The sequence below is a fragment of the Bacillus cereus group sp. MYBK79-1 genome, from assembly GCF_051915365.1.
Lineage (GTDB): Bacteria > Bacillota > Bacilli > Bacillales > Bacillaceae_G > Bacillus_A.
This window is the reverse complement of sequence record NZ_JBQAEO010000002.1, coordinates 134,611-146,974: the sequence shown is the minus strand read 5'-3', so window position 1 is coordinate 146,974 and position 12,364 is coordinate 134,611. Positions and strand designations below refer to the sequence as shown.

The window sequence follows — 12,364 nt, the reverse complement described above, 5'->3', positions numbered from 1 at the left end:
AGGGATCATGTTGAAATTCCTATCTGTAAGAGTTGAAGATCATATCGCGGTGGCGACGTTAAATCATGCGCCGGCTAACGCGATGTCTTCACAAGTTATGCATGACGTTACTGAATTAATTGATCAAGTGGAGAAGGATGATAACATTCGTGTTGTTGTAATTCACGGTGAAGGACGTTTCTTCTCAGCAGGAGCAGATATTAAAGAATTTACATCTGTTACTGAAGCGAAGCAAGCGACTGAATTAGCGCAGCTTGGACAAGTTACGTTTGAGCGTGTTGAAAAATGTTCAAAACCAGTTATCGCGGCAATTCATGGAGCGGCACTTGGCGGCGGCCTTGAGTTTGCTATGTCTTGCCACATGCGCTTTGCAACTGAAAGTGCAAAACTTGGTTTACCTGAATTAACACTTGGATTAATTCCTGGATTTGCAGGTACACAGCGATTACCACGTTATGTTGGGAAAGCGAAAGCTTGTGAAATGATGTTAACAAGTACACCGATTACTGGTGCAGAAGCATTAAAATGGGGACTTGTTAACGGAGTTTTTGCTGAAGAAACATTTTTAGATGATACGCTTAAAGTTGCAAAACAGATTGCTGGAAAAAGTCCAGCGACGACTCGTGCTGTACTAGAGTTATTGCAAACGACGAAATCGTCTCATTATTATGAAGGTGTACAACGCGAAGCACAAATCTTTGGTGAAGTATTTACGGGTGAAGATGGAAGAGAAGGTGTAGCAGCGTTTTTAGAAAAGCGTAAACCTTCATTTAGTGGCAGGTAGTTCAATTATTTTTTTAATATAAATTAACAGAAAATTAAAATTGATAGAATCTTTCTGAAAAACAAGGGGGTAAATGGAATGAACATCTACGTACTCATGAAACGAACATTTGATACAGAAGAAAAAATCGTAATTAAAAACGGTGCAATTTACGATGGCGAAGCGGAATTCATCATCAACCCTTACGACGAATATGCGATTGAAGAAGCAATTCAAGTAAGAGACGCACAAGGTGGAGAAGTTACTGTTGTAACAGTCGGTGGCGAAGATAGTGAGAAAGAACTTCGTACGGCATTAGCGATGGGCTGCGATAAAGCGGTATTAATTAATATCGAAGATGATGTTGAAAATGGTGACCAGTTCACGACAGCAAAAGTACTTGCTGAATATTTAAAAGATAAAGATGCAGATTTAATTTTAGGCGGGAACGTTGCAATTGATGGTGCATCTGGACAAGTTGGTCCACGCGTAGCAGAAGCGTTAAATATTCCGTACGTAACGACAATTACAAAACTTGAAATTGACGGTACAAACGTGAAGATTGAGCGTGATGTTGAAGGTGATACGGAAGTGATTGAAACTTCATTACCAGTTTTAGTAACAGCACAACAAGGTTTAAATGAACCTCGTTATCCATCGCTTCCAGGTATTATGAAAGCGAAGAAAAAACCACTAGAAGAAGTAGAATTAGATGATTTAGATTTAGAAGAAGATGATGTGGAAGCAAAGACAAAAACAATTGAAATCTATTTGCCTCCTAAGAAAGATGCAGGAAAAGTGTTACAAGGCGAGCTGCAAGATCAAGTGAAAGAACTTGTATCGTTGCTCCATACAGAAGCGAAAGTAATCTAATAAAATACGAAATTATATATGCAGGAGGGAAAATCTATGGCTCGTAAAGTATTAGTAATGGGTGAAGTTCGTGATGGATCGCTACGTAACGTTTCGTTTGAAGCGGTAGCAGCAGCAAAAACAATTGCAGAAGGCGGTGAAGTAGTAGGTCTTCTAGTTGGAGACAGCGTTGCCTCTTTTGCAAATGAATTGATTCATTACGGTGCAGATCGCGTTGTGACAGTTGAAAATGATAAATTAAAATCATATACATCTGATGGGTATGCACAAGCGTTTTTAGCTGTACATGCTGAAGAAAAGCCAGAGGGTATTGTATTTGGACATACAGCACTTGGTAAAGATTTATCACCAAAATTAGCAGCGAAGCTTGAAGCTGGTCTAGTTTCTGATGTAACTGCTTTAGATGTTGAAGGTGGAAATATTATCTTCACTCGTCCAATTTACTCTGGTAAAGCGTTTGAGAAGAAGATTGTAACAGACGGTATCTTATTTGCGACAGTGCGTCCAAATAACATTGCAACGCTTGAAAAAGATGAGTCTCGCAGTGGTGACGTATCTTCTATTACAGTAGATGTGAAAGACCTACGTACAATCATTCAAGATGTCGTCCGTAAAACTGCAGAAGGTGTTGATCTTTCTGAAGCGAAAGTTATTATCGCTGGCGGACGCGGTGTGAAGAGTGAAGAAGGATTCAAGCCATTAAAAGAGTTAGCTGATGTATTGGGCGGCGCTGTTGGAGCATCTCGTGGTGCTTGTGACGCTGAGTATTGCGATTACTCATTACAAATTGGTCAAACTGGTAAAGTTGTTACGCCAGACTTATACATTGCATGCGGTATTTCTGGTGCGATTCAGCATTTAGCTGGTATGTCTAACTCGAAAATAATCGTTGCGATTAATAAAGACCCAGAAGCAAGTATCTTTAAAGTAGCTGACTATGGTATTGTTGGCGATTTATTTGAAGTCTTACCTCTTTTAACAGAAGAGTTTAAAAAGTTAAAAGTACATTCATGATTTGAGTACCCTTGAGTTCCAAGTGAAGTACCCCTATATATAGAAAAAGATGAGAGATCCCCTGTCTCTCATCTTTTTAGTATTTAATCCGTATTTTTATATAGTATAAAGGAACACTTTTTTGTTACAATACATAACGATACATATTATTCGCCACGTATATGAGTTAATGATATACTCTTGGTAGAATATACTTGAAGGAGGAAATAAAATGGCAATTGTAAACGCAAATGACCAAAGCTTCGCAGCTGAAACTAGCGAAGGTGTTGTATTATTAGATTTCTGGGCACCTTGGTGTGGACCTTGTAAAATGATCGCTCCTGTATTAGAGGAAATTGATGCAGAACTAGGCGAAAAAGTAAAAGTAGTAAAAGTAGACGTGGATGAAAACCAAGAAACTGCTCGTCAATTCGAAGTAATGAGCATTCCAGCTCTTTTCGTATTAAAAGACGGTAAAGTAGTTGATCAAGCGTTAGGTTACAAACCGAAAGAAGCGTTAGTAGAATTAGTTTCTAAACACTTCTAAAATAAAGGGGCTGCCATTTGGTAGCTTTTTTTATTTTCCTTTTTTACACCTTTCCGTTACAATAAAAGAACGTATGTTGGGTGTTTTGGCATAGTATGTTTTCATGTGAAAATAAAAATGCTAAGCATGTAGAAATGGAGGGTGACGAGTGCACGAACATTTAAAAGAGAAGTTGGCTATTTTACCAGATCAACCTGGTTGTTATTTAATGAAAGATAAGCAAGGAACGGTTATATATGTCGGAAAGGCAAAAGTGCTTAAAAATCGTGTGCGCTCGTACTTTACTGGTTCGCATGATGGAAAAACACTTCGGCTTGTAGGGGAAATTGTAGATTTTGAATATATTGTAACCTCCTCAAATCTAGAGGCTCTCATTTTAGAGTTAAATTTAATAAAAAAACATGATCCAAAGTATAATATTCAATTAAAAGATGATAAAACATATCCTTTTATTAAAATTACAGCTGAAAAACAGCCGCGATTACTTATTACGCGAAACGTAAAAAAGGATAAAGGAAAGTATTTTGGTCCTTATCCGAATGCGCAATCAGCTCATGAAACGAAAAAATTGCTAGATCGTATGTATCCGCTTCGTAAGTGCTCAAATATGCCCGATAAAGTTTGTTTATATTATCATATGGGTCAATGCTTAGCACCTTGTGTGAAAGAAGTGACGGAAGAACAAAACAAAGAAATTGTAGATGAAATTATTAAGTTTTTAAATGGTGGACATAAAGAAGTTCGTTCAGAATTAGAAACAAAGATGTATGAGGCTTCAGAGAAACTAGAATTTGAACGCGCAAAAGAGTTACGTGATCAAATTGCGCATATTGATGCGATTATGGAAAAACAAAAGATGATTATGAGTGACTTAGTGGATCGTGATGTGTTTGGGTATGCAGTTGATAAAGGATGGATGTGTGTTCAAGTTTTCTTCGTTCGAAAAGGAAAGCTAATTGAACGTGATGTTTCTATGTTTCCAATCTACGATGAACCAGAAGAGGGATTTTTAACGTTTATCGGTCAATTTTATGAGAACAGCAGTCATTTTAAGCCGAAGGAAATTGTCGTTCCAGGAAGTATAGACTCAGAGTTAGTAGAGCGCTTTTTAGAAGTTGAAGCGACACAGCCGAAACGTGGTAAGAAAAAAGATCTTGTAGAATTAGCAAATAAAAATGCCAAGATTGCTCTTGAAGAGAAATTCTACTTAATTGAACGTGATGAAGAGCGAACGATTAAAGCGGTAGATCATTTAGGGAAGCAGCTTGGGATCGAAACACCTTATCGTATTGAGGCGTTTGATAACTCAAATATTCAAGGGACAAATCCTGTTTCTGCAATGATTGCCTTTATTGATGGGAAACCAGCTAAGAAAGAATACAGGAAATATAAAATTAAAACGGTTCAAGGACCAGATGATTATGAGTCTATGAGAGAAGTTGTGAGGCGGCGTTATACAAGGGCATTGAAAGAGAGTTTGCCTTTACCAGATTTAATCATTATTGATGGTGGAAAAGGTCATCTGGCAGCTGTAAGTGATGTTCTAGAAAATGAACTCGGTTTATATATTCCGATGGCAGGGCTTGTAAAAGATGACAAACATAAAACCTCCCATTTAATTATTGGAGATCCACCTGAACCTGTGATGCTTGAGAGAAATAGCCAAGAATTTTATTTATTGCAGCGCATTCAAGATGAAGTGCATCGATTTGCGATTACATTCCACCGTCAATTACACGGGAAATCTGTCATTCAATCAGCACTGGATGATATTCCTGGAATTGGGGATAAACGAAAAAAGATATTATTAAAACATTTTGGGTCTCTAAAAAAGATGAAAGAAGCTTCTGTAACGGAATTTGTCGAAGCGGGTATGCCGAAAAATGTCGCAGAGACGATTTATACTTATTTAGCGGATAAGAAGACGTTGTAGTTTACAACGTCTTCTATTTTCTGGTATAATTTCTGAAGATTTAAAATAAACCTAACTGAATGAAAATATAAAAAAGTCAACTAAACTTATATGTCTAGTTGACTGTAGGTAATGCTACACTTCAATGAGATCTTTTATATCCCATTTCACAAGAAATGTAATAGAGTCTGAACGTTTTTTCTTTTCTTCGTAGGACTCTGCAACGACGTTTCGTTGCTTTTGAATTTGTTCAGCGATGAATCCAGCTTCTAATTGATAAGAAGAATGTCTGTTTTGTTTTTGACGTTCAGCAATGAGTGTGCCTTTAAGTTGGAACTGCATTTCACGACGCTTATGTTCAATAATGCTTAAAGTGCCCCAGCCAGCTTTTTCAAAGAACTGAATGACTTCTTCAATTGTTTCTAGTGGATATTTTCTTGCAAGGTTTCTACCGGACCAGTATAAAATACCATCTAAATCGTTACCGATTAAATCAGGTAGTAATTCTTCACGTAGCAATTCATAAGCGAAGGCGTTCAATGAAACATCTTCTAAAGATGTTGTATCGATTGTATTTTTACTCACAATATTCCCCTCTTTCTATAGGGATTATTATATAACATTTCTCGTTTATAAAAACAGATTTTTCTTTGGGGAAATCTGAATATATAAGAAGGGAAAAAGAATTGGCAAATTATATGCAAATTATGTATACGTTTTCTTGACGCTTCGACAAAAATAGGGGTAAAATGAACTTGTTATCAAATTATGCTGAAATATTTCGAATAATTTTTTCAGTTTTTCTTATGCCAATAGTGAAAAAACATTATTGTTGTAAATTAATCTGAAAACAGCAGTCAAACATTCAAGGGGGTAATGGGGACATGAAAGGCCGCGAGTATACGTTTCGTAAGTGGCACTCATTAATGGGGGTCATCCCGGTTGGTGTCTTTTTGACGCAACATCTAATTGTAAACAACTTTGCAACAAGAGGAGCAGAGGCTTTTAACAAAGCTGCAGGCTTTATGGAGCTCCTTCCATTCCGGTATGCGCTAGAAATTTTCATCATCTTTTTACCTATACTGTACCATGCTATATATGGCTTATATATTGCATTTACAGCTAAGAACAATGCGGTATCTTACGGTTATTTCCGTAACTGGATGTTCGTCTTCCAAAGAATTTCAGGTATCGTTACGCTGATCTTCATTTCTTGGCACGTCTGGGAAACTCGTATTCAAGCAATGTTAGGTAAAGAGGTAAACTATGATATGATGGCAGATATTTTAAACAATCCATTTATGTTTGGTTTCTATTTAGTTGGTGTTGTTTCAACGATTTTCCACTTTGCAAATGGACTATGGACATTCTGCATAAGCTGGGGAATTACAGTATCTCCACGTTCACAAAGAATCTCTACTTATGTAACATTAGCTATTTTCTTAGGTCTATCTTATGTAGGTGTGAGTGCATTATTAGCGTTCATCGATCCACAGCTAGCAAACCAGTAAGGAGTGGGAGAGCATGAAAGGGAAACTTATAGTAGTCGGCGGTGGCTTGGCCGGCTTAATGGCAACGATTAAAGCGGCAGAAGCAGGAGTAAATGTTGAACTATTTTCTTTAGTACCAGTAAAACGTTCACATTCTGTATGTGCCCAAGGTGGGATTAACGGTGCCGTAAATACGAAAGGTGAAGGGGATTCTCCATGGATCCACTTTGACGATACAATTTATGGTGGGGACTTCTTAGCGAACCAACCGCCAGTTAAAGCAATGTGTGAAGCAGCACCTGGTATCATTCATTTAATGGACCGTATGGGTGTTATGTTCAACCGTACGGAAGAAGGACTTCTTGATTTCCGTCGTTTTGGTGGAACGCAACATCACCGTACAGCATTTGCTGGTGCAACAACTGGACAGCAATTACTATACGCATTAGATGAGCAAGTACGTCGTCACGAAGTAGCAGGACTTGTAACGAAATATGAAGGTTGGGATTTCTTACGAGCTGTTGTGGATGACGAAGGTGTGTGCCGAGGAATCGTTGCACAAGACTTACAAACAATGGAGATTAAAAGTTTCCAAGCTGATGCCGTGATTATGGCAACAGGGGGCCCTGGTATCATCTTTGGAAAATCAACTAACTCTATTATTAATACAGGTACAGCAGCTTCTGCTGTATATCAACAAGGTGCATATTATGCAAACGGCGAGTTCATTCAAATTCATCCAACGGCAATTCCTGGAGACGATAAGTTACGTCTTATGAGTGAATCTGCACGTGGTGAAGGTGGCCGTGTTTGGACATATAAAGATGGTAAACCATGGTACTTCCTAGAAGAAAAATATCCGGCTTACGGAAACCTTGTACCTCGTGATATTGCAACACGTGAAATCTTTGACGTTTGCGTAGAGCAAAAACTAGGTATTAACGGTGAAAACATGGTGTACTTAGATCTTTCTCATAAAGATCCGAAAGAACTAGATATTAAACTTGGTGGAATTATTGAAATCTATGAGAAGTTTACAGGTGATGATCCTCGTAAACTACCAATGAAAATCTTCCCAGCAGTTCACTATTCAATGGGCGGACTATGGGTTGATTATAAGCAGATGACAAGTATTCCAGGTTTATTTGCAGCAGGTGAGTGCGATTATTCTATGCACGGTGGTAACCGCCTTGGTGCGAACTCACTATTATCAGCAATTTACGGTGGTATGGTAGCAGGACCGAACGCGATTGAGTATATGAAAGGTCTTTCTAAATCATCTGATGCTGTTTCATCTACTGTATATGAGCAAAATGAATTAATCGAAACAGAGAAATTTAACAATATTTTAACGCTTGATGGTAACGAAAATGCATATGTTCTTCATAAAGAGCTTGGAGAATGGATGACAGATAACGTTACAGTAGTTCGTGAAAATAAAAAGCTACTAGAAACTGATGCGAAAATTGAAGAGTTAATGGCGCGTTACAAACGCATTAACATTAACGATACAGCGAGATGGAGTAACCAAGGTGCTTCATTTACACGCCAACTTGCAAATATGTTTGAGTTAGCACGTGTTATTACAATTGGCGCATATAACCGTAATGAAAGCCGCGGAGCACATTACAAACCAGAATTCCCAAATCGTGATGATGCAAACTTCTTAAAAACTACGATGGCGAAATTTGAGGGAGAAGGAAAAGCACCAGCATTCCATTACGAAGAAGTGGATGTTTCATTAATTAAACCACGTAAACGTGACTATTCCTCAAAACATGATGTAGCTGCTAAGGGTGAAGAGAAGGGGGATAAGCAACATGTCTGAGAAAACAATCCGCCTCATCATTACGAGACAAGATGGACCAGATGCACAAGAGTTTGACCAGGAGTTTGAAATTCCGTATCGTCCAAATATGAACATTATTTCGGCACTGATGGAAATTCGTCGTAATCCTGTTGATTCAAAAGGAAACCAAACGACTCCGATTGCATGGGATATGAACTGTTTAGAGGAAGTATGTGGCGCATGTTCGATGGTGATTAACGGAAAACCACGTCAATCATGTACAGCTCTTATTGACCAGTTAGAACAACCAATTCGCTTAAAGCCGATGAAGACATTCCCAGTTGTACGTGACTTACAAGTTGACCGTAGTCGCATGTTTAACGCTCTAAAACGTGTTAAAGCTTGGATTCCAATTGATGGTACGTATGACTTAGGACCAGGGCCAAGAATGCCTGAGAAGAAACGTCAATGGGCTTATGAGCTTTCAAAATGTATGACATGTGGTGTTTGCTTAGAATCATGTCCAAACGTAAATAGTAAATCTGACTTTATTGGACCAGCACCGTTATCACAAGCTCGTTTATTCAACTCACATCCAACGGGCGAAATGCATAAAGCAGATCGCCTACGTGCAATTATGGGAGATGGAGGACTTGCAAACTGTGGTAACTCTCAAAACTGTGTGCAATCATGTCCAAAGGGTATTCCATTAACAACTTCAATTGCGGCATTAAACCGTGATACAACAATTCAATCGTTTAAAGATTTCTTTGGTAGCGACAATAACTATTAATAAATATTGCCTCTTCATGTTGAAGAGGCAATATTTATAACTTTATTTTTCTGTTTATTCTGTTTATTTTGAAGGCGAAAAGGAGAGGAAACAATGAAGAGGATTTCTTATATTGAAGACTTTGAGCAATGGGAAAGTGGTTTTTCATTTTACAATCCTGTAAAAGTTCGTTTTGGTGAAGTAGATATGTTTGGGCATGTAAATAATGTCGTTGCCTTTACCTATTTTGAAGAAGCACGTATCGCATTGTTTAAAGAACTTGGATTTATGCAAGAATGGACGCATGAATCTTCAGAAACGATGATCGTTGTTGCAGATTTACAATGTAATTTTATTAAGCAAATATATTTTGATGAACAGTTGAAGGTATATGTAAAAGCGGGATCGGTTGGGAATTCTTCTTTAGATTTGCATTACATGGTGAAGAATGCAGAAGGGAAAGTTTGTTTAGTCGGTCGTGGAATGATGGTTCAAGCATCGAAGAAAACGGGAAGAGGCGAACCGTGGCCTGAAGAGTGGAAGAAAAAATTACTACAATGATAGAGTGAAAGAAAAATAAGAGAGCAAATTGCTCTCTTATTTTTTGTCTTCCATCGCTTCTTCTAATGTTAAATGATGTTTATATATGTATGTAGCGTATGGGTTACCAACGTAGCGTAAATGCCACGGTTCATATGAATATTCTGTTGTTTTTGTTTTATCCTCTAAATAACGAATGACAAAGCCAAATTCATGAGCATGTTCTGCAACCCATTTTCCTTCGGCTGTCTCTCCAAAAATAGGCTCTAATTGGAATTTAGCAGATTTTGAACTAATATCCATTGCTAAACCAGTTTGATGTTCACTCGTACCAGGAATGGCACTTACTGAATCAGCCTCAGCTTTTCCTTGACGTCTAACATATGTATCATGTAATGATTTTTGGCGTTTGTATGAACGATAACCAGATACAGCTGTAAGTTCAAGTCCTTCTTTCTTTGCCGCTTCAAACATATTTTCAAGGGCATTTGCAGCATCTTTGCGCAGCAACGTTTTTTCTTTATCTTTTGGACTAGTAAATGGTACGTTTGGTCTTGTTAAGTCTTCAGGTGTGTATCCGTCTGGTAGTTTACGATGTTTATTAACTAAAACAAGATTAGACTCTGGATTTGTTACAACGGAGAAATCATTGTCTAGCTTCTTTGCATTATGATCAGCTTTTGGAAAAGCTGGAATCTCTTCTTTTTGGTGATTACTATGCTGTTGACTTTCGACAGCTTTCGCATTGTTTTGTAGTGGTGATTTAGAATCAAAGTAAGCGAAAGAAGTGATACCGATTACAATAGTAGTGGCAGAAATAATAATTATCTTTTTCATGATGCCTTGTAATCACAGTCCTTTCTTAATAAAATATGTATCGTTTTTTATTATAAGTCTAGTTTACTGAAAAAGAAATATAAGAGTCGTAACGTAATAGAAATGCAAAGAAAATGTCAGAAAATGTGTGAAAATGTAGTATTTTTTCATATAATTCATTTCTTATCTTTCATGAAATTCATTTTTTATGTAATATATATACATAAGAAGATGTAGCGATTATCGAGAATAAAGAACTTCTTGTATAGACTAGGAGTGAATGGGAATGGATTTTGCAACACTTATTGGAATCATTTTAGGAGTATTAGCGGTAGTAGTAGGGATGGTCGTCAAGGGCGCTGACGTAATGGCCTTAGTTAATCCTGCCGCAGCATTAATTATTTTCGTTGGTACATTTGCTGCAGTATGTATAGCATTTCCAATGAATCAACTAAAAAAGATTCCCAAATTATTTAAAATTCTTTTTGGTTCTAATAAAAAAGATTTAAGTTATGAAAAGTTGCTAGAGTTGTTTGTTCATTGGACATCTGAAAGTAGAAAATACGGTATTTTGTCTTTAGAGCAACAGTTAGACAAAATTCAAGATGAATTTCTTTTACGTGGTATGAAATTTGTGATTGATGGCGTATCTGCCGAAGATTTAGAACAGATTTTAGAAGCTGAATTAGAAGCAATTGAAGAAAGGCATGCAAAAGGAGCTGCAATTTTTTCTCAAGCTGGTACATATGCACCGACATTAGGGGTTTTAGGTGCTGTTATTGGTCTTGTAGCTGCACTTGGCAATTTAACTGATATTGAAAAGTTAGGTCACGCTATTTCGGGTGCGTTTATTGCAACGATTTTTGGTATTTTCTCAGGTTATATACTATGGCATCCATTTGCAAATAAATTGAAGCAAAAATCGGCAGCTGAATTAGAGAAAAAACGTTTAATTATTGATTGTTTATTAATGTTACAAGAGGGTACATACCCGTTTATTATGAAGAACCGCATTTTAGGTGCACTTTCTGCAACTGAACGTAAAAAGTTAGAAAAAGGAGCAGAAAAAAATGCGGAGTAAAAAAAATAGAAGACGTAAAAAGAAAAAACACGAAGAACATATCGATGAAACTTGGTTAATCCCTTATTCTGATATGTTAACGTTGTTATTTGCATTGTTCATCGTGTTATTTGCGATGAGTAGTATAGATGCTGCGAAGTTCAAACAGATGGCAGTAGCTTTTCGAAGTGAATTAGCCGGTGGAACAGGAAATAAAGAATTTTTGAGTGATCAAAAGCCGAATGAAGAGAAAGAGTTATCGGCAAGTAGTCTTGAGGCAGAACAAGCAAAAAAACAAGAAGAAGCTAGAGCGAAAGAAAAAAAAGAGATGGATGAATTGAAAGCATTACAAAAAAAGATTGATCAATATATTAATGAAAAACAATTATCCTCTTCTTTTCAAACTAAATTAACTGAAAAGGGATTAATGGTGACAATATTAGAGAATATACTGTTTGATTCGGGGAAAGCAGATGTGAAATTAGAATCTTTAGGGATTGCAAAAGAGATGTCTAGCTTACTTGTTTCAGCGTCACCTCGTGAAATTACAGTATCGGGTCATACGGATAATGTCCCTATTGCCAATGCGCAGTTTGCGTCAAACTGGGAATTAAGTACGCAGCGGGCAGTTAATTTTATGCAAGTATTACTGCAAAATAAAGAATTACAACCAGAAAAATTTAGTACGATTGGTTACGGAGAATACCGTTCGATTGCTCCAAACGATACACAAGAAGGAAAGGCGAAAAATAGACGTGTAGAAGTGTTTATTTTACCTTTAACGAGAAATATGCAATAAAGAGGATGGC

The 12,364-nt window shown here is 37.2% G+C and carries 13 protein-coding genes; 11 read left to right on the top strand and 2 right to left on the bottom strand.

All coding sequences use genetic code 11. The features are described 5' to 3' along the window. Positions 1-7 precede the first annotated feature (7 nt). From ACTFOB_RS05450 to uvrC, 5 genes are all read left to right on the top strand, one after another. Positions 8-784, top strand: a complete 777-nt coding sequence (locus ACTFOB_RS05450; protein WP_000911294.1) for an enoyl-CoA hydratase — start codon at positions 8-10, stop codon at positions 782-784. 78 nt (positions 785-862) lie between these two features. After that, a complete protein-coding gene (gene etfB / locus ACTFOB_RS05445) occupies positions 863-1,636 on the top strand; it encodes an electron transfer flavoprotein subunit beta (protein WP_001029031.1) in 774 nt (257 codons plus the stop codon). A gap of 36 nt (positions 1,637-1,672) precedes the next feature. Beyond that, complete coding sequence (etfA, locus tag ACTFOB_RS05440; RefSeq protein ID WP_151633406.1) at positions 1,673-2,650, top strand: electron transfer flavoprotein subunit alpha; 978 nt, start codon at positions 1,673-1,675, stop codon at positions 2,648-2,650. 211 nt (positions 2,651-2,861) lie between these two features. Beyond that, positions 2,862-3,176, top strand: a complete 315-nt coding sequence (gene trxA, locus ACTFOB_RS05435; protein WP_001018943.1) for a thioredoxin — start codon at positions 2,862-2,864, stop codon at positions 3,174-3,176. A 148-nt stretch (positions 3,177-3,324) separates the two neighbouring features. After that, entirely contained in the window at positions 3,325-5,109 is a 1,785-nt protein-coding gene (gene uvrC / locus ACTFOB_RS05430) for an excinuclease ABC subunit C (protein WP_000544269.1), read from the top strand. 114 nt (positions 5,110-5,223) lie between these two features. Here the strand turns inward: uvrC and ACTFOB_RS05425 are convergent, their stop codons facing one another. Next, positions 5,224-5,673 carry a YslB family protein gene (locus tag ACTFOB_RS05425; RefSeq protein ID WP_000042225.1) on the bottom strand — a complete coding sequence of 150 codons (450 nt, stop codon included), beginning with the start codon at positions 5,671-5,673 and terminating at the stop codon, positions 5,224-5,226. Between the two features lie 299 nt (positions 5,674-5,972). Between ACTFOB_RS05425 and sdhC the strand changes: the two genes are divergently transcribed. The 4 genes from sdhC (at position 5,973) to ACTFOB_RS05405 (ending at position 9,700) form a co-directional block, all read left to right on the top strand. Further along, a complete protein-coding gene (sdhC, locus tag ACTFOB_RS05420; protein ID WP_000678357.1) occupies positions 5,973-6,599 on the top strand; it encodes a succinate dehydrogenase cytochrome B558 in 627 nt (208 codons plus the stop codon). A gap of 13 nt (positions 6,600-6,612) precedes the next feature. Next, positions 6,613-8,406, top strand: coding sequence for a succinate dehydrogenase flavoprotein subunit (gene sdhA / locus ACTFOB_RS05415; protein WP_061677094.1), 1,794 nt, complete (start codon positions 6,613-6,615; stop codon positions 8,404-8,406). Continuing rightward, positions 8,399-9,160 (top strand): succinate dehydrogenase iron-sulfur subunit, encoded by a 762-nt coding sequence (sdhB, locus tag ACTFOB_RS05410; protein ID WP_001291830.1) that lies wholly within the window; start codon positions 8,399-8,401, stop codon positions 9,158-9,160. Before sdhA ends, sdhB begins: the two co-directional genes overlap by 8 nt. Before the next feature lie 93 nt (positions 9,161-9,253). Next, entirely contained in the window at positions 9,254-9,700 is a 447-nt protein-coding gene (locus ACTFOB_RS05405) for an acyl-CoA thioesterase (protein ID WP_151633410.1), read from the top strand. A 36-nt stretch (positions 9,701-9,736) separates the two neighbouring features. Here the strand turns inward: ACTFOB_RS05405 and ACTFOB_RS05400 are convergent, their stop codons facing one another. Then, positions 9,737-10,516: a M15 family metallopeptidase gene (locus tag ACTFOB_RS05400; protein WP_440024911.1), complete on the bottom strand. Its 780-nt coding sequence runs from the start codon at positions 10,514-10,516 to the stop codon at positions 9,737-9,739. A gap of 265 nt (positions 10,517-10,781) precedes the next feature. Between ACTFOB_RS05400 and motA the strand changes: the two genes are divergently transcribed. Both motA and motB read left to right on the top strand, forming a co-directional pair. Next, positions 10,782-11,576, top strand: a complete 795-nt coding sequence (gene motA, locus ACTFOB_RS05395) for a flagellar motor stator protein MotA (protein ID WP_440024910.1) — start codon at positions 10,782-10,784, stop codon at positions 11,574-11,576. Next, complete coding sequence (motB, locus tag ACTFOB_RS05390; RefSeq protein ID WP_440024909.1) at positions 11,566-12,354, top strand: flagellar motor protein MotB; 789 nt, start codon at positions 11,566-11,568, stop codon at positions 12,352-12,354. The genes motA and motB overlap by 11 nt, the downstream gene beginning before the upstream one ends. Positions 12,355-12,364: the final 10 nt, after the last annotated feature.